Source organism: Bifidobacterium aesculapii, assembly GCF_001417815.1.
GTDB lineage: Bacteria > Actinomycetota > Actinomycetes > Actinomycetales > Bifidobacteriaceae > Bifidobacterium > Bifidobacterium aesculapii.
This window is the reverse complement of sequence record NZ_BCFK01000031.1, coordinates 57,876-75,939: the sequence shown is the minus strand read 5'-3', so window position 1 is coordinate 75,939 and position 18,064 is coordinate 57,876. Positions and strand designations below refer to the sequence as shown.

Here is an 18,064-nt window from a genome sequence, read left to right as displayed (position 1 = left end):
GCACGGACGACTGTACACAGCACATACAGGAGGTGCCACGATGACACGGACGGAAACAAGACGGATCGGCAAGGTGCGCAGGATCATCGCCACGATCGCCGCATGCGTCACGGTCGCGGGACTCATCGCCGTGTGCGCGATCACCCGACCATGGACACTAATCGCCGACATGACCGGCCCCGACCGTACGGGAAAGGCGACGGCGACGGGCACGCACGCCTCATCCGGCATTGCCGTCGACGTGAGCACGTTGCGCACCCAACCGGTCACTACAGGCGTCCTCAACGCCGAAACCCGGCTCGGCGGCACCCTCCAATACGACGAACCATCCGAATTCCAACCGGCGACCGGCACCATCACCCAACTGCCCACACCCGGCGCCGAAATCGCCACCGGCCAACAGGTATACGAGATGGACGGCGTGACCGTGCCGCTGTTCCACGGCACACGCCCGTTCTGGCGCACCCTCCAAGTGGACGTGCCCGACGGGCCCGACGTGACCCAACTCGAAACGAACCTGCAGGAACTCGGCTACTTCAAAGCCGCCCCCAACACGCATTTCGACTGGCGCACCCGCGAAGCCATACGCCAATGGCAGACCAGAACCCTCGGGCTCACAGGCGACCAGGTGACCGGCGTCTTCGAACCCGGATCCGTGGCGCTCGCCGCGACCGCACCCATCCGCATCAACACCGTCACCGCCAAACTCGGCGAAACCAACGTGAGCCCCGGCACCTACACCGGCGTCGCGCTGCACGTCGAGGCCACGCTCAGCGCCACACAGGCAGCCACGTTCAAAGCGGGCGACACAGTACAGGTCATCCTGCCGAACAACACGACCATCGACACCACGCTCGCCGCCGTCGACCAGGGCGGCCAGTCCACCGGCAAGGACGGGCAGGTCACCTCGCCGTCGGCGCGCATCGACTTCCCCGACCAGACGCAGGTCGCGAGCTTCGGCGCGACCTCCGTGCAGCTCGTCATCCCCAACACGACGAACACGAACACCGCGGAGACGCTGATCGTGCCCGTCACCGCGATCATCGCCTCCGCCGGCAGCACATACGCGGTCGACGTGGTGCGCGGTCAGCGGCTCGAACGCATCCCCGTCGAACTCGGCCTCGTCGCGAACGCGCAGGTGCAGCTGACCCGCGCCGACGGGCTCAAGGCCGGCGACAAGGTGGTCGTCTCATGACCGCCCTGCTCGAACTCGACCAAGCCACGAAAAGCTATCCGGGCCGCGACGGAAGCCCGCTGGAGATCCTGCACCCCACATCGCTCGCAATCGAACACGGCGAACGGATCGCGATCGTCGGACCGTCCGGCTCCGGCAAATCGACGCTCCTGTCCCTCTTGGGCACGCTCGACATGCCCACCACGGGCACCCTGCGCTACGACGGAGAAGACGTCGCGGCCATGGGGGAGCGGCACCGAAGCGCCCTGCGCGCGACACGCATCGGCTTCGTGTTCCAGCAGTTCCACCTGATCCCCACCGTCTGCGCGATCGAGAACGTGACGACCGGACTGCAATACACGACGATCCCACACCACACCCGACGCGCACGCGCCATCGACGCCCTGCAACGGGTCGGACTGGGCGAACGCCTGCGACACCGGCCGCCACAGCTCTCCGGCGGCGAACAACAGCGCGTGGCCATCGCCCGCGCGCTCGCCAAAAACCCGGACGTGATCTTCGCCGACGAGCCGACCGGCGCGCTCGACACCGCCACCGGGCACGCGATCATCGACCTGCTGCTGGGAGCGGCGGACGACGGGGCGAGCCTCGTGGTCGTCACCCACGACCCATCCATCGCCGCGCGCTTCCCGAGGCGGCTGCACATGAGGGACGGCGTCGTGACCGAACTGCCGCCGGACACACGGCACGACGACGCGGACGACGACGGAAACGAGGGAAGAGGCGCATGACCGTCACCACCCGAACGGAGCGGCCGCCGAAAGGACGCCCACCGACCACACGATTCGCGGACCTCATGCACACGGCATGGATCGGGGCCACCGGACGCATGTCCCGCACGGTGCTCGCCGCATTGGGCATCGCGCTCGGCGTGGCCGCATACGTGGCACTCTCCGGCATCGCCGCGTCGAACCAGGCCGCACTGCTCGCCCGCCTCGACTCGCTCGGCGCGAACCTACAGGTCGTGTCACCGGGACGCGACGCCGCACAGCAGCCCGTGCCCCTGCCCGCATACGCGCCCGAAACCATCGCACGCCAGCCGCAGGTGGAACGGGTGGGCGTGTTCGACACGGCACCCGAGAACGTGAGGATCTTCAAGAACGAGTTCGTACCCAAATCCAACGGCAACGCCCTGACGCTGACGGTCATGCGGCCGGACGCGCTGGACGCCGTCGGGGCAAGGGTCGTGCAGGGGCACGGCATCGACGAGCACAACCAGCATCTGCCCGTGGCGATACTCGGCTCCGAGGCCGCCTACCGACTCGGCGTCACCACGGTCGGCGACCGCATCCTCATCGACGACGCATGGTACGGGATCGTCGGCATCCTCGCCCCGGCACCGCAGGCGCAGAACCTCGACCCGTCGGTCATCATCGGCTCGACACAGGCGAAGGCGAGCCACCCGGACCAGGCCGAAACGATCGGCCAGATCAGCGCGATCTACGTGCGCACCAGACCAGGTGACACCGAAACGCTGCGACGCATGCTCGCCCACGCGGCGAACCTCACCGGCGCCAACGTATCCGTCAACGCGTCAGTCGACCTGTCCGAAGCACGCAACACCACCGACGACTCCCTCAACACGCTGGGGCTGATGATCGGAGCGATCGCACTGGCCGTAGGCGGCATGAGCATCGCCAACATGATGATCGTCACCGTGATGGAACGCCGCGGCGAAATCGGACTGAGACGCGCGCTCGGCGCGACCCCCAGCGCGATCCGCATGCAGTTCGTCACCGAAGCGGCCATGCTCTCCGCATTCGGCGGTCTCGCCGGTACGATGCTCGGGGCCGGCACGGTGTTCGGCTTCGCGGTATGGGCGGGGCAGCCGACCGTGCTGGATTGGGGGACGCTGCCCGCCGCATGGGGCGCGGCCGTGCTCGTCGGCGCGCTCGCCGGCATCTATCCGGCGTCGAGGGCCGCGCGGCTCGCGCCGACCGCGGCGCTGCGCGGGGAGTGAAGGCGGGGAATTCTACAGGCTCCGAAATCGCCCAGAATGTAGGACGCGGGTATCCGCAGATACGGCGACCGTCCTATTGTGGCGCATGGTCGACTTACACATACAAGGGGAGGACCATGTCGGTACTGGACGAATTGGTGGCGGGCGCGCTGGAGGACCAGCAGGCTCGCGAGCATGCCGTGTCATTGGAGGAAATCAGGAATGCCGCGCTGGCGGCCCCGGCCCCGATCGATGCGACCCGATGGCTCAAGCGCGCCGACGGCATCCCCGTGATCGCCGAGATCAAGCGCGCCTCCCCGTCCAAGGGTCATCTGAGCGACATCCCCGACCCGGCCGCATTGGCCCGCGAATACGAGAAGGGCGGAGCGAGCGCGATCTCCGTGCTCACCGAAGGCCGCCGGTTCCTCGGCTCCCTCGACGACTTCGACAAGGTCCGTGCAGCGGTGCACATCCCGTTGCTGCGCAAGGACTTCATCGTCACCGACTACCAGATCTACGAGGCGCGCGCCCACGGCGCCGACCTGGTGCTGCTCATCGTCGCCGCGCTGGACGACGCGACGCTCAAGCATCTGCTCGATCTCGCGCACGACCTCAAGATGACGGTCCTCGTCGAGACGCACACGCGCGAGGAGATCGAGCGTGCGGTCGCCGCCGGAGCGAAGGTGATCGGCATCAACGCCCGCAACCTCAAGGACCTGAGGGTGGACGTCAACAAATACAACGAACTGGCTGCGGACCTGCCGGACGACGTCATCAAGGTGGCGGAGTCCGGCGTGTTCGGCGCCGTCGAGGTCGAGGATTACGGCCGGGCGGGCGCGGACGCGGTGCTGGTCGGCGAGGGCGTGGCCACCGCCGACGACCACGAGCTGGCGGTCGAACGACTAGTGAAGGCAGGAGCAAGAGTGAAGGCATCCGAAACCACCCCGTTGAGCGAACACCACGGCCCGTACTGGGGCCAGTTCGGCGGTCGCTACGTGCCCGAGGCGCTCATCACCGCATTGGACGAGCTCGAGCGCGTCTACGATGAGGCCAAGGCCGATCCCGAATTCCACAAGGAGTTCATGACCCTCCAACAGCGCTACGTGGGCCGTCCGAGCCCGTTGACCGAGGCTCCGCGCTTCTCCGCGCTCGTCAAGGAGAGGACCGGCCTCGACGCGCGCGTCTTCCTCAAGCGCGAGGACCTCAACCACACCGGCGCGCACAAGATCAACAACGCGCTCGGCCAGGCCCTGCTTGTCAAGCGCATGGGCAAGACCCGCGTGATCGCCGAGACCGGCGCCGGCCAGCACGGCGTCGCCACCGCCACCGTGTGCGCGATGATGGGTCTCAAGTGCCGCATCTACATGGGCCAGATCGACGCCCGCCGTCAGGCCCTCAACGTGGCCCGCATGCGCATGCTCGGCGCCGAGGTCGTGGAGGTCACGCTCGGCGACCGCATCCTCAAGGACGCCATCAACGAGGCCCTGCGCGACTGGGTCACCAACGTCAAGGACACCCACTACCTGCTCGGCACCGTCGCGGGCCCCCACCCGTTCCCCGAAATGGTGCGCGACTTCCAGAAGATCATCGGCGAGGAGGCCAAGCAGCAGCTGCAGGAATGGTACGGCATCGACCATCCGGACGCGGTGTGCGCGTGCGTGGGCGGCGGCTCCAACGCCATCGGCGTGATGAACGCCTTCCTTGACGACGAACGCGTCAACCTCTACGGCTACGAGGCCGGCGGCAACGGCCCCGAATCCGGCAGACACGCCATCCGCTTCGCCCCCGGCACCGGCCAGCTCGGCATGTTCCAGGGCGCCAAGAGCTACCTGCTGGAGACCGACGAAGGTCAGACGCTCGACACGTACTCCATCTCCGCCGGCCTCGACTATGCGTCCGTGGGCCCGGAGCACTCCTGGCTCAAAGACATCGGCCGCGTGAACTACTCGTGGGCCACCGATGAGGAGGCGATGAACGCCTTCCGCGACCTGAGCCAGACCGAAGGCATCATTCCCGCCATCGAAAGCTCGCACGCGGTCGCCGGCGCCTACAAGGCCGCTGCGGATCTCAAGGCCAAGGGCTACGACAAGGCCGTCATGATCGTCAACATCTCCGGCCGCGGCGACAAGGACATGGCCACCGCCGGCAAGTGGTTCGGCTACCTGACCGACGACCAGGCCAAGGCGCTCGAAGTCACCGGTGCACACGGCGACACGGTCGCCTGAACGAGAAGAGGAGAACGACAATCATGACAACCACCGCAACCACACCCTCCGGTCAGCCGCTGGGCATCAGCCACAAGCCCAGCCAGACCGAGGCCATGTTCACCAAGTTCAAGGCCGAGAACAAACCGGCCTTCATCGGCTACCTGCCGTACGGCTTCCCGGACCCCGAAACCTCGCTCGACGCGCTGAGGACGATGGTCGAGCACGGCGTCGACGCCGTCGAGATCGGCCTGCCGTACTCCGACCCGGTGATGGACGGCCCGGTCATCCAGGCCGCATCGTCGATCGCCCTGAACAACGGCGAGACCATCAAGCGCGTGTTCGAGGCCGTCGAGACCGTGGCCAACGCCGGCGGCGTGCCGCTGGTCATGAGCTACTGGAACCTCATCTACCACTACGGCGTCGAACGTTTCGCCACCGACTTCGAGAACGCCGGCGGTGCCGGTCTCATCACGCCCGACCTCATTCCCGACGAGGCGGGGGAATGGATCGAGGCCTCCGACCGCCATGGCCTTGACCGCATCTTCCTGGTCTCCCCGGATTCGGCCGACGAGCGTCTCGAAGTCGTCGCCCGCAACGCGCGCGGATTCGTCTACGCGGCCGCACGCATGGGCGTCACCGGCGAACGCGCACAGCTCGACGCCTCCCCGGAACGTCTCGTCGAACGCACACGCAAGGCGGGCGCCGAGAACGTGTGCGTCGGCATCGGCGTGTCCACCGCCGAACAGGGTGCGCGGGTCGGCTCCTACGCGGACGGCGTAATCGTCGGCTCCGCCCTCGTGCACACGCTGCTCGCCGACGACAACCGTTCCGCACGTGACGCCGCCGAAGGGCTGAAGCTGCTCGCGGCCAAGAGCGAGGAACTCGCCGCCGGCATCCATGGCGCGCGCGCCTGAAACGGACGACGACCCTGACAGATGACCATGTCCGTGTCCATGCGGACCGGTGTGGGGCGGGATCGCTTCCGCACCGGTCCGCATGGACACGCGTAGGATGAAAGCATGAACCTCGCATACATTCCCTCCCCGTCGTTCTCGAAATTCGAGATCGGCCCGGTGACCATCCGCATGTACGCGGTGTGCATCCTCATCGGCGTGTGCTTCGCCGTATGGATTCTCACCCGCAGGTGGAAGCGGGTCGGCGGCACTTTCGACCAGGTGCTCGACACCACGTTGGTGGCCGTGCCCTGCGGACTGGTGGGGGCGCGCCTCTACCACGTGTTCACCACACCGGCCATGTACTTCCCTCCGACCGGCGACCCCGCCGACATCATCAAGGTGTGGGAAGGCGGCATGGCCATCTTCGGCGGCATCGGCGTAGGCGCGCTTGCCGCGTTCCTGTGGTGCCGTCACAAGCGTTATCCATTCGCATTGCTCGCCGACTGTCTGGCCCCCGGACTGCTCGTGGCCCAGGCCATCGGAAGACTCGGCAACTGGTTCAACCAGGAGCTGTACGGGTGGCCCACCACATTGCCGTGGGGATTGAAGCTCAACTACGAGTCCGACGCGATTGGCCGCACCGAGGTGTGCTGGCAGGGCACGGCATGCCCGACCGGCACGTTGTTCCACCCGACATTCCTCTACGAGATGATCTGGAATCTCATCGGCGCCGCGCTCATCGTGTGGATCGGACGCAGGTTCGCATCGAAGCTCAAGGCCGGGCAGCAGTTCGCCATGTACATGATGTGGTACGGGCTCGGCCGCACATGGATCGAGAACGTGCGCATCAACTACTCCACGGTGATTCTCGGTCTGAGGACCAACGTGTGGACCGCCATGCTCGTGTTCCTCGCCGGATGCGTCCTGTTCGTCGTGCTGCACCGCGTCGGGCGCGAGACCGGCGAGCTTGCCGACCGCCTCACCGCGATCACCGCCGATGAGCTCGAACGCCAACGCCAGGACGAGGAACGGCGAGCCAAGACCAAACACACGGGGAACGGCGACTGAACATATCGCCGCAACCCACCCAAACCACGGACGTAGTCCCCGTTGATAGTAAGGTATGGAACCATGAAGAAGATTGAAATCGCCCCCAGCATCCTGTCCGCCGACTTCTGCAACCTCGAACGTGACCTCAAGGCCATCGCCAACGCCGATCTCGTCCACGTCGATGTGATGGACCACCACTTCGTCCCGAACCTGACGCTCGGCGAGCCGATCGTCAAGCGCATCTGCGAAGTGACCGACCTGCCGGTCGACGTGCACCTGATGATCGAGGATCCGGATCGTTGGGCGCCCGAATACGCCAAGCTCGGCGCTGCCTCCGTCTCCTTCCACATGGGCGCCACCCACGCCCCGGTGCGTCTCGCCCGCCAGCTGCGCGACATGGGCTGCAAGGCCTGCTTCGCCGTCCGTCCGGTCGAGCCGGTCGAGCCGATCTTCGACATCCTCGACGAGTTCGACATGATCCTCATCATGACGGTCGAACCCGGCTTCGGCGGCCAGAAGTTCCTCGACAACCAGATGAACAAGGTCCGTCGTCTGCGCGACGAGATCACCCGCCGCGGCCTCGCCACCAAGATCCAGGTCGACGGCGGCGTAAGCCCGAAGACCGCGCACATCGTCGCCGAGGCCGGTGCCGATGTGCTCGTGGCCGGATCAGCCGTCTATGGTGCCGACGATCGTGCGGCGGCCATCGACTCCATCCGCGAGAAAGCCGCTGCCGCGTATCGCGACTGAACCGTCGACACACGAATTTCAGACCCCGGATTCCTGCAATCCCACACAAAGAAGAAAGCAACACAGACACATGAAGACGTTTGAATCGCTGTTCGCCGAGCTGAGCGAGAAGGCCCAGACCCGGCCCGAAGGCTCCCTGACCGTCGAGGAGCTCGACAAGGGCACCCATTTCATCGGCAAGAAAATCGTCGAGGAGGCCAGCGAGACCTGGATCGCCGCCGAATACGAGGGTGCGGACCGCACCGCCGAAGAGATGAGCCAGCTGCTCTACCACGTGCAGGTCATGATGATCAAGCACGGGCTGAGCCTCGAGGACGTCTACAAGCACCTGTGAGGGCGTAAATCACACCCGGGTCGTCATTCCGCTATTCAAGGGATTAAAGGGGAAAACCATGCTGAGAATCGCCGTGCCCAACAAGGGCATGCTGTCCGAGCCCGCTTGGAACATGCTTTCCGAGGCGGGCTACCGTCTGCGCTCCAATCCGCGCCAGCTCGTCGTCGAGGATCCGGACAACCAGATCGAACTGTTCTACCTTCGTCCGCTCGACATCGCCGTCTACGTGGGCAGCGGCACCATTGACTGCGGCATCACCGGCGAGGATCTGCTGAAGAACTCCGGAACCGCGGCGCTCGAGCATCTTCCGCTCGGTTTCGGAGCCTCCACGTTCCGTTTCGCCGCGCCGAACGAGTCCTCCTTCTCCAAGCTCGAAGACATCGAAGGCAAGCGCGTCGGCACCTCGTTCGACAAGCTCGTGCATGATTATCTCGTCGAGCACGGCATCAACGCCGAGACCATCCACCTGGACGGCGCGGTCGAATCCTCCGTGCAGCTGGGCGTCGCCGATCTCATCGCCGACGTGGTCTCGACGGGCACCACCCTGCGCAACGCCGGCCTGCGCATCTTCGCCGACCCGATCATGCATTCGCAGGCGTGCCTCATCCGGTCCCCGCGTCTGGACGAGAACGACGAGCGTCTCACCATCCTCAGCCGCCGTCTCGAAGGCGTCATCACCGCGCAGCGCTATGTGCTCATGGACTATGACATTCCGATCTCGAAGGTCTCCGCCGCGGTCGCGGTCACGCCCGGCTTCGAAAGCCCCACCATCTCTCCGCTGCACGACAAGCAGTGGAACGCCGTGCGCGTCATGGTTCCCAAGGCGAAGGTCAACCAGCTCATGGACAAGCTGTACGAGGTCGGCGCCCGAGGCATCATCGTCACATCTCTGACCGCCTCCCGCATCTGACTGTGAACGTGTGGATTCGAAGACATGACCGAGCATGATGCCAATTCGACGTATAGTCCGGAACCTCGGGACATCTACCTGACGGTTCCGAACCTGCTCAGCCTGTTCAGAATCATCTCCATTCCCTTCATCTCGTGGTTGATTTCGGACCACGAGATGGTTGCCGCGTTGACGGTGCTCGCCATATCGTCGGTGTCCGACGGGCTTGACGGCATACTGGCGCGCAAACTCAATCAGGTGAGCAAGATTGGTCAGATCCTTGACCCTCTGGCCGATCGTCTGCTCATTTTCTGCTCGATCATCGCCCTTGGCGTGGCAGGAATCATCCCATGGTGGATGCTCATCGTCGTCGGCGTGCGTGACCTGTTCATGGCGATCCAGGTGGTGTGGCTCGCCCAATACGGGTACGGTCCGTTGCCGGTGCATTTCGTCGGCAAGGCAGGGACGGCGTTGCTGATGATGGCCATCGTCGCACTCACCGTCGCCGATTTGGGAACGGCGCCCCTGTTTCACTTGCTGCATCTCGCCGCACTGGCGACGGGCATCTGGGGCGTCGCGATGTACTGGCTTGCCGGGTATATCTACTTCCGGCAGGGCGTCACCGTCCTCAGGCGTGAGATTCCCCAACGACACGAACGCAGGGAACAGGAGCGTCGAGAGAAGGCCGATGCATGACGGCAGGTATGGATACGGACGGGATGCCGGCATCCTACCCTGTGGAGGAGCGGAAGGAGGAGCCTGCGGTCAGAAGACGATCCGTCTTTTCGCGAGCGTACACCGGCCTCCTGTCGCATCACACGGTGCAGACCGCGGTCACCGCCAATGAACGTGAACGTCGCAGACGGATTCGTCAGGACGATTCGCTCAGGCTCATCGATGACCTGACGAACCGTCCGCTCGACCCCATCTATCTGGATTCGAACCTGTCCACCCATCGCGAGTCCCCGGTGACGAAGTGGACGATGCGCATCATATGCTTCATCGTGTGCATCGCGGTCGGATTCCTCGGGTGCCTGTTCGTCCAACAGCTGCACTCCGATCCGCGCAAAGCGGTCAGGGCGTCTCTCGCCTCGCAGCTCGAGACATCGCGAAACGACGTGGATTCCCTCACCAAGGACGTCGCCGCACTGCGTTCGAACATCGAACGGCAGTCAAAGCGGCTTGATGTTGCCGGAGCGTCCGAAACGGTCCGTGCCGACGAGATGGTCAGCGGACAAGTGAAAGTGACGGGGGAGGGCATCACGCTCACCGTCGCCAACCCCATCGCTGCGGCCAACGACTCCTCGACAGGGGCGACGCCGCGTGAGAAGGCGGGCGACCATCTGCGTGTCGTCACCGATGCCGATCTCCAGCAGCTCGTCTCCCTGTTGTGGCGCAGCGGGGCCGAAGCCATCGCGATCAACGGTCACCGACTGGGCGTGCAGACCTCCATCCGTGCGGCGGGAGGAACGATTCTCGTCGGTCTTGACGCCGTCGGCAGCCCGTATCGCATCGAGGCCATAGGGGAGCGGCGTACGCTCGCGCAGGTGGCGGAGCCCGACACGTTGGGCGCTCTGTACGATGTCTACAAACGAGCAGGCATCACGCTGCAGGTGAAGCAATCGAAGTCGATTACACTGGAAGCGGCCGTGGTCGGCGACATCAGCTATGCAAGGAAGGCGGAGTGATGGCAGCAGTGCTTGGACTGGTCATCGGCGTGGTGATCGGCGTGTTCGTTCAACCGGACATACCCGTCTGGGTGCAGCCCTATCTCCCCATCATGGTCGTCGCCGCACTCGACGCCCTGCTTGGCGCGGCACGCGCCTATTTCGAGCGCCGGTTCTCCGACCGCGTGTTCATCATCTCCTTCTTCGCGAATGTTCTGACCGCCACCCTCCTGGTGCTGCTCGGCAACCAGCTCGGCGTCGGTTCGCAGCTGCAGACGGCCGTCATCGTGGTGCTCGGCATCCGCATCTTCTCGAACGTCTCCGCGATCCGCAGGTTCATCTTCAGAGGCTGACATGGCGAGACGCAATCGAAGGAACTGCGGCACCATCGGTGAAATGAAGGCCCGGGATGCCGCCGAGAAACGCAACGACTCCACGCAGACCGGATCGTTCCCGCAGGTGGATGGCTCCCGCAGGGGCAAACGCGGTCTCGCCGGCAGCGGATTGAAGACCAAACTGTTCTCATCGCTGCTGGTCATGCTCATGTGCGCCCTGCTCGGTTTCGGCTATATGACGCAGATCAACAACACACAGTCCACATACGAGACGATGAGCGAGGACGAGCTCGTTCGCCTCATCAACGAGACCAGTACGCAGGCCACCAATCTCGAGCAGCGCAAGAACGAGCTGACCAGTCAGCTCACCAGCCTCAAAGCGGCGGCGGACCAGCGCGACCAGGCGGAGAAGATCGCCAAGCAGAACGAGGAGACCAGCGGCATCATCTCCGGCAGACTTCCCGCGCAAGGCCAGGGCGTGGTCATCCGCATCACCAAAGGCTCGAAGCAGAACATCGACGCGGCGACGATGTTCACTCTCATCGAGGAACTGCGCAACGCGGGCGCCGAGGTCATCTCCGTAGGAGACGTCAGGGTGATCACCTCCACGTCGATCACCCAGGGGCAGGACGGTCAGCTGCAATGCGATGGCATCACGCTCGACACGCCGTATGTGGTCCGCGCCATCGGCAACCCGGGCGACCTCCAGAACGCCGTCAACATCGCGGGCGGCATCGGCTCAAGACTTAAGGTCATGTACGGTTCTCGCGTCACCGTCGAACAATCCGACGATGTCGTCATCACGGCCGTGCGCGGCGAAAAGCAATATAAGTACGCAAGGACGGTAGAATAGGCAACTATGACAGAACCAATTCCTAGCGCAGGCGAGACCACGATCATCGGTCTGCCTGCAATCACCATTCCCGTGACCGCAACCGGAGACCGTCCGCTCACCACGGAGGATCTCGACACCATCGCCCGTCTTTCGGAGGGTACGGCGTTGCTGATTTCGACGCGTGGCGCGGTCTCCGGTTCACGATACCTCCTCGATGAGGATGAGGTGACGGTGGGGCGCGATCCCCGTGCAGATATCCTGCTCGACGATTCCACGGTCTCCCGTTCGCATGCCGTGTTCCGGCGCGTCGGGGGAGTGTTCACCGTCGTGGATGCCGGCTCTCTGAACGGCACGTATGTGAACCGTCAGCGTGTCGACCAGGCGACCCTGAAGAACGGCGACGAAATCATGATCGGCAAATTCCGACTTGTGTTCTTCACGAAGTCGGCGGTCATCTCCTGAACCGAAGCCGACGTGATGCGGGCGACAGGGGAGCGGCTATGAATGAGGAAAGACTCCAGCTTCATCTGCATGTTCCTCTGCGCAACCGTATGGATCTCAACGAGGAAGCCGTGCAAGGGGAGTTGTTCGCCACTCCCGACGACGAGGAGATGAACCGTGGCTACCGGGGTTCCATCGCCTCCAAAGTCGCGGGCATCACCTATCGTCAGCTCGACTATTGGGCGCGCAAACAGATTCTGGAACCGTCGATCACACCCTCGCACGGTTCCGGTTCCAGACGCCTGTATTCGTTCAAGGACGTCGTCATCCTCGCCGTGTCCAAGCGTCTGCTGGATGCCGGAGTGAATCTGCAGAACGTGACCACCGCAATCAGTTTTCTCACCCAACGTTCGGTGGGGGCGCTTGAACATATCACCATCATGTGCGACGGTCAGCAGGTGCATGAGTGCATGACGAGCGAGCAGATGCTGGAACTGCTGCAGAGCGGCAAAGCCGTATTCGCCGTATCGGTCGGTTCGTTGTGGCACCAGATCAAAGACGCGTTGGAACATGAGGACTTCGTCGATTTGACGCATTCGCCGGCGAAGCGTTCCACAGGCCGGCCGATCGATGATCTGACGGCTGAACGGATGCGGCGAACCCTTGAGGTCCGGCGCAAGCGGCGTGAACGGCAGGGGAGCGGCGTGTGACGGAGGATGGGCGCCGATGGAATCCGTATGACGATGTGATTCGATTCGTGATGCGATTTCGTGCGATCCAGAGACTCGTCATGACCCGGAAGGATGAGGAAAGGACGTTCCGACCATGATAGACATGCTCCCCGCCTTGTTGTGGTGCATCGATGTGGTGATGGCGTTGAACATCATAGGTCTGTGCGTGATCCGCGGCCGATTGACGGCACCGTATTCATCCGCATTGCATGTGTCGCGCGTCAGCTGGCCGGTGGTGATATGCCATGTGGTGTCGGCGTTGCTGGGACTTGCACCATATCTGACATACCTGTGGTTCGCCGATGGCGGATTCGACGCGGATGTCAAGGATTTCTACTCGCAGTACGGGTGGCCGTCGGCGTGCGTCATCATCCTGCTGATCATGGTGCAGATTCTCTGCATGTATATGCAGGCGAAGCGTGCGATGCGCACCGAAATGGATGAACGGTTACATAGGGCCATCGGTAAATGACGGTTGGTTTCAGATGTGCAGTCCAATCGGCAGGGTAGACGATGATTGCCGGCGGTGCATGGTTGGAACAAATACTCTGGTACTGAAGTATGTCAAGGTATGTGACTTGAGGGAACCGGAACGGCGTCTATCCTATTGGATAGACGTAATCTGACATAACGTACATTATCGGCTCTAAAGATATATGCACACACGTATGCCAATATCTGCACGGTATGCATGTGCGTATGCATATATATGGCATACAGCTCGCGCCGGTCATACCGGAACACAAGCCGCATGCCATACGCCGTTACGTTGGACGCCGCAAACCTACTTCGCGAAGTATTCGTTCACCGCTCCGCGCAGTTCGGATACTTCGTTGATGACCCGGTAGCATCCGTGGCCGGTAAGCTCGCCGGGTTCCGCATAGCCCCATCCGCAGCCGAGACAATCGAGCCCGCATGCAATGGCGCCGTCGGCATCCGTCCAACGGTCGCCGACCATCAGCGCACGGTCGCCGGCAGCCGCGTCGAATCCGATGTGCTCGAAGCAGTATCGAATGACCTGATCCTTGTCAAGCCTCGAATTGTCCCTGCTGGCACCGTAGATTCCCGAGACCAACGGCGTCACGCCGAACCGTTCACAGATCGGCTTCGCCTGATACTCGGGCTTGCACGTGGCGACGGCGAGATAATACCCGTCGGCAAGCAGGCCCTTAAGCTGGTCGGCGATGCCGTCGAACAGCATGTTCACATAGCGTCCCGGCACCTTCGGTCCGCCCGGATTGTTCGGATCGTCGAAAATGTCGTGGTTCGCGTAATAGTCACGGTACACTTCGACCGCCTCATCGAGGCGCTCGGCCGGAACATGGTTCCGCCGCAGCGACTCGATGATTGCGGGGCCTACGAAACGTTGCAGTTCGGCCTTGTCCGGAACCGGCATGCCGAGATACTTGAACGTCTCGATGACCGACAGATAGATGCCCGGTGCGGAATCGGTCAGGGTTCCGTCCAAATCAAGCAGAACCACGTTTCTCGGATGTTCGGTCATCGGTGCCTCTCCCCTACACGTTGATATGGTCGACGCTGATGTGGTCGACATAGTTGTTCATTCCGGTTACGTATGCGAAGCACACGTACAGCCAAGTATGCCCGGTCGAGTTGACCGGGCATACCATTCAGGTGTCGTTCACCGGCAGGCCATGTCACTCACCGACTCACCCACCGACTTGTGCATCACTCGTAATCCGGAATCCAACCCTCGCGATGCATCTTCAGACGCTTTTCCAGCAATTCCTTGAGCTCGTCTTCGCTGCGCCGTTCGAGCAGCATGTCCCAGTGCGTGCGCGTGGGCTTGGTGATCTCGTTGGCGGAAGCGTCCTCGCCCTCGCGATGCGCGGTGGAACCGCAACGGCACTCCCACTCGTCCGGAATCTCCGCGCCTTCCGCGAACGGCAGAATCGTACGATGCCCGTTCGGGCATACGTAGGCGACTTCCTCACGCGCGGCGAAGTCGACATTGCTGTCGGACTCCAGTGATTTCGCGCCGATGCTCATACCACGCAGACTGCGTTCGGCCATATCGGTGGTTCCTCCTTGTTTTTCGACATATACACATTATGCAACCGTGGGGACGTGCCGGTTATTCCCGCAAGAGGCTTGCGGGAAGTCCGTCCGCATGCGGCACCGCTGACGAACCGTCAGTCGACGCCGGAATACGCCACCACGCCACGGTTCACCATATCCGCCGCGAGACGGGCCCTGCGTGCCAGATCCGCGTGATCGTCGCCGATATACGGTTCCGCCGCGGCTATCTGGCGCAGCACGTCGACGAGACGTTTGGCGTTGCGCACGAAATCGCCGCCGGTCAGATCGCTGCCACGAAGCACATCCGCGAGGTCCTGTCCGTCAGCCCACTCGTACATGATGTCGAGGATGCCCGGATTGATGTCGGGCAGCGGGTCGAGCCCGGCATCCTCACACAGCATGTCGACCTGATTGCGGATCGCCTTGAGCTCCTGCGCGGCGACGGCGATGGGACCATGCACCGAACCCGGGTAGTACCGTGGCTCTCCCCCGGCCCCGCGCCGCGCCTCGTAGATCATGGACGACAGCACCGCAGCCAGGCCGGCCGGCGGCAACAGGTCCAATGCGCCGGTGAGGATGGCCTGCGCGAGCACGACGTCCAGTTCGCTGTACAGGTGGCGCAGCAACTGCCCGCTGGCGGTCAGCGTCAGGTCCCTGTCCTTCCCGTCCGCATGAGGACCGGACTGGCGCGTGGCCGCGGAGTTCGTCTCCTCCAGATAGCCGAGTTCTTCGAGGATTCCGCAGATGCGGTCGAACTGGCGTGCGACCGAGCCGGTACGCGATTCGTAGCGTTCCCGGGTGCGCTGCATCTCCCGCATTTCCCTGACCCAGCGGTGCCCCCACTTGAGGTGCTGCTGCAGGTCGGGGCATGTACGGCAGGGATGCTGCTGGTCCTCCTTGCGCAGTTCGCCGATGCGCCTGTCGAGATCCCTGAACGCCGCGGAACGCTCGGCGTCCGTTCGGAACGCCGTATGCTTCAGCTCGTTGCGCTCCCCCTTCTCCAGGTCGCTCAACCGCATGCGCAGTTCCATGAACTGCCGGAAGTCGCCATGATCGCAGCGGAACGCCTGCTCGTAGCCGTCCAGCGCCTGCCGCAACGTGTTCATCTGCGATTCGAGCTGCCAGGCGGAGGCGTTCGCCTCCCATTGCGCGAACGAATGGTCAAGTGTGATGCGGGAGGTTTCATAGTCGCTGGAGTTGAGCAGGTTCACTGCCATGTTGAACGTGGCTTTGAAACTCGAATGCAGCGGATAGACGCGTTTGCTGGAGAGCGCCGCCGCTGTGGCAGGCACGAACCCGTGATGGTCCACGACGATCGCATGGCCTATGGTGTCGATGCCGCGCCGGCCCGCACGGCCGGTGAGCTGCGTGAACTCCCCCGGCGTCAACGCCACGTGCCCGGTCCCGTTGAATTTCTCGAGCTTCTCCACGACGACGCAGCGTGCCGGCATGTTGATGCCGAGCGCCAGCGTCTCCGTGGCGAAGACCATTTTGACAAGCCCCTCCTCGAAGAGCCGTTCGACGATCTGGCGGAACAACGCGATCATGCCCGCATGATGGGAGGCGAATCCCTCTTCGAGCGCGAAGCGGAACCGGGAGAATCCCAGCGCCTTGAGATCGGTCTGCGAAAGCTGACCCGCGACCATCTCGTCCACGATGCTGCGGATGCGCCGCATCTCGTCTTCCGTCGTGAGTTCAAGGCCGGCGTTGATGCACTGCTCAACCGCCTGATCGCACCCGTTGCGGGAGAAGATGAAGTAGATGCCCGGGAGCATGTCGAGATAGTTGAGCTCGTCCACCACGGCCCAGCGGCGGGGCACGTGGCGTTCGGGCTTGCGGTTGCCCCCTGAGGAACGTGCGTCCCCTTGCCCGCGCGCGGACTTGCGGCCGTGTCTGCGGGGACGTTCCGCGCCTTGCCGGCGTTCGGCGATGCGGTCGAACTGTTCAAGCCTGTCCGCCAGACCGGCATTGAGCTTCGTGGTCTGCGCGCCGGCGCCGTCGCGGCGGTAGAGGTCGATGATCTCGGGTTCGGTATGGTCGTCCTTCTGCACGATCACATGCTGTTCGAGCGGGACCGGACGGCGTTCCGAGACGACGAGCTCCGTCTCTCCACGTACGGAGGATATCCACTGGCTGAAATCCTCCACATTGGATACCGTCGCGGACAGCGCCACGATGCGGACACGTTCGGGCAGATGGATGATGACCTCCTCCCAGACCGGTCCGCGGAAACGGTCCGCGAGATAATGCACTTCATCGAGAATAACGTAGTGCAGCGCGTCAAGCGTCGTGGAATGCTCGTAGAGCATGTTGCGGAGCACTTCGGTGGTCATCACGACGATGTCCGCCTCGGAGTTGATGGAGGTGTCGCCCGTCAGCAGACCCACCCGGTCGGAGCCGTACACGTCCACCAGGTCATGGTATTTCTGATTGCTCAACGCCTTGATCGGTGTCGTGTAGAACGCCTTCACGTTATGCTCCTGCGCGAGGAACACCGCGAAATCGGCGACGACGGTCTTGCCTGCGCCCGTCGGCGCGGCCACGAGCACGTTTTTGCCCGCCTCAAGAGCCTCATCGGCCTGAATCTGGAAATCATCAAGCTCGAAAGGCAGCGTCGCGGCGAACCTTGCGGCTATGCTCGAACGCTGCTTCTGACGTTTTCTGAACGAAGCGTACCGTGCCGCCGGGGAAGAAGCGGCCTGGGAGCCGCCATGCCGTGCCGTACGCGTGCTGTGTTGTGCTGATGTCATAAACC

At 63.5% G+C, this 18,064-nt stretch carries 19 protein-coding genes; 16 read left to right on the top strand and 3 right to left on the bottom strand.

Translation table 11 applies throughout. From position 1 onward, the window contains the following. Nucleotides 1-40: 40 nt before the first annotated feature. The 16 genes from BFAL_RS04795 to BFAL_RS04720 all read left to right on the top strand — a co-directional run bounded on the left by BFAL_RS04795 (nucleotide 41) and on the right by BFAL_RS04720 (nucleotide 13,741). A complete protein-coding gene (locus BFAL_RS04795; protein WP_055427290.1) occupies nucleotides 41-1,195 on the top strand; it encodes a peptidoglycan-binding protein in 1,155 nt (384 codons plus the stop codon). Beyond that, nucleotides 1,192-1,926, top strand: coding sequence for an ABC transporter ATP-binding protein (locus tag BFAL_RS04790; protein WP_055427289.1), 735 nt, complete (start codon nucleotides 1,192-1,194; stop codon nucleotides 1,924-1,926). The genes BFAL_RS04795 and BFAL_RS04790 overlap by 4 nt, the downstream gene beginning before the upstream one ends. Continuing rightward, the gene (locus BFAL_RS04785) at nucleotides 1,923-3,155 is read left to right on the top strand and encodes an ABC transporter permease (protein ID WP_055427288.1); all 1,233 of its coding nucleotides are present in this window, start codon (nucleotides 1,923-1,925) and stop codon (nucleotides 3,153-3,155) included. The genes BFAL_RS04790 and BFAL_RS04785 overlap by 4 nt, the downstream gene beginning before the upstream one ends. 116 nt (nucleotides 3,156-3,271) lie before the next feature. Beyond that, a complete protein-coding gene (locus BFAL_RS04780; protein WP_055427287.1) occupies nucleotides 3,272-5,359 on the top strand; it encodes a bifunctional indole-3-glycerol phosphate synthase/tryptophan synthase subunit beta in 2,088 nt (695 codons plus the stop codon). Nucleotides 5,360-5,382: 23 nt separating this feature from the next. Beyond that, entirely contained in the window at nucleotides 5,383-6,255 is an 873-nt protein-coding gene (trpA, locus tag BFAL_RS04775) for a tryptophan synthase subunit alpha (RefSeq protein ID WP_055427286.1), read from the top strand. Nucleotides 6,256-6,360: 105 nt separating this feature from the next. Continuing rightward, a complete protein-coding gene (lgt, locus tag BFAL_RS04770) occupies nucleotides 6,361-7,305 on the top strand; it encodes a prolipoprotein diacylglyceryl transferase (RefSeq protein WP_055427285.1) in 945 nt (314 codons plus the stop codon). 63 nt (nucleotides 7,306-7,368) lie between these two features. After that, nucleotides 7,369-8,037 carry a ribulose-phosphate 3-epimerase gene (rpe, locus tag BFAL_RS04765; RefSeq protein ID WP_055427284.1) on the top strand — a complete coding sequence of 223 codons (669 nt, stop codon included), beginning with the start codon at nucleotides 7,369-7,371 and terminating at the stop codon, nucleotides 8,035-8,037. After that, nucleotides 7,940-8,371: a phosphoribosyl-ATP diphosphatase gene (locus tag BFAL_RS11960; RefSeq protein WP_503089871.1), complete on the top strand. Its 432-nt coding sequence runs from the start codon at nucleotides 7,940-7,942 to the stop codon at nucleotides 8,369-8,371. Before rpe ends, BFAL_RS11960 begins: the two co-directional genes overlap by 98 nt. A gap of 58 nt (nucleotides 8,372-8,429) precedes the next feature. Next, on the top strand, nucleotides 8,430-9,281 hold the full coding sequence (gene hisG, locus BFAL_RS04755; protein ID WP_055427282.1) for an ATP phosphoribosyltransferase: 852 nt from the start codon (nucleotides 8,430-8,432) through the stop codon (nucleotides 9,279-9,281). A gap of 24 nt (nucleotides 9,282-9,305) precedes the next feature. Further along, nucleotides 9,306-9,956, top strand: coding sequence for a CDP-alcohol phosphatidyltransferase family protein (locus BFAL_RS04750; protein ID WP_055427281.1), 651 nt, complete (start codon nucleotides 9,306-9,308; stop codon nucleotides 9,954-9,956). Then, complete coding sequence (locus BFAL_RS04745) at nucleotides 9,953-10,948, top strand: DUF881 domain-containing protein (protein WP_370696059.1); 996 nt, start codon at nucleotides 9,953-9,955, stop codon at nucleotides 10,946-10,948. The genes BFAL_RS04750 and BFAL_RS04745 overlap by 4 nt, the downstream gene beginning before the upstream one ends. After that, a complete protein-coding gene (locus tag BFAL_RS04740; protein WP_055427279.1) occupies nucleotides 10,948-11,280 on the top strand; it encodes a small basic family protein in 333 nt (110 codons plus the stop codon). The genes BFAL_RS04745 and BFAL_RS04740 overlap by 1 nt, the downstream gene beginning before the upstream one ends. 1 nt (nucleotide 11,281) lies before the next feature. Continuing rightward, the gene (locus BFAL_RS04735; RefSeq protein WP_055427278.1) at nucleotides 11,282-12,115 is read left to right on the top strand and encodes a DUF881 domain-containing protein; all 834 of its coding nucleotides are present in this window, start codon (nucleotides 11,282-11,284) and stop codon (nucleotides 12,113-12,115) included. A 6-nt stretch (nucleotides 12,116-12,121) separates the two neighbouring features. After that, a complete protein-coding gene (locus BFAL_RS04730) occupies nucleotides 12,122-12,559 on the top strand; it encodes an FHA domain-containing protein (protein WP_055427277.1) in 438 nt (145 codons plus the stop codon). Between the two features lie 38 nt (nucleotides 12,560-12,597). Then, nucleotides 12,598-13,248 (top strand): MerR family transcriptional regulator, encoded by a 651-nt coding sequence (locus BFAL_RS04725; protein WP_055427276.1) that lies wholly within the window; start codon nucleotides 12,598-12,600, stop codon nucleotides 13,246-13,248. 115 nt (nucleotides 13,249-13,363) lie between these two features. After that, on the top strand, nucleotides 13,364-13,741 hold the full coding sequence (locus BFAL_RS04720; RefSeq protein WP_055427275.1) for a hypothetical protein: 378 nt from the start codon (nucleotides 13,364-13,366) through the stop codon (nucleotides 13,739-13,741). 312 nt (nucleotides 13,742-14,053) lie between these two features. Here the strand turns inward: BFAL_RS04720 and BFAL_RS04715 are convergent, their stop codons facing one another. The 3 genes from BFAL_RS04715 to BFAL_RS04705 form a co-directional block, all read right to left on the bottom strand. Then, complete coding sequence (locus tag BFAL_RS04715) at nucleotides 14,054-14,773, bottom strand: HAD hydrolase-like protein (protein ID WP_055427274.1); 720 nt, start codon at nucleotides 14,771-14,773, stop codon at nucleotides 14,054-14,056. A 185-nt stretch (nucleotides 14,774-14,958) separates the two neighbouring features. Continuing rightward, on the bottom strand, nucleotides 14,959-15,303 hold the full coding sequence (locus BFAL_RS04710) for an RNA polymerase-binding protein RbpA (RefSeq protein ID WP_055427273.1): 345 nt from the start codon (nucleotides 15,301-15,303) through the stop codon (nucleotides 14,959-14,961). A gap of 119 nt (nucleotides 15,304-15,422) precedes the next feature. Continuing rightward, nucleotides 15,423-18,059: a DEAD/DEAH box helicase gene (locus tag BFAL_RS04705; protein ID WP_055427272.1), complete on the bottom strand. Its 2,637-nt coding sequence runs from the start codon at nucleotides 18,057-18,059 to the stop codon at nucleotides 15,423-15,425. Nucleotides 18,060-18,064 lie beyond the last annotated feature (5 nt).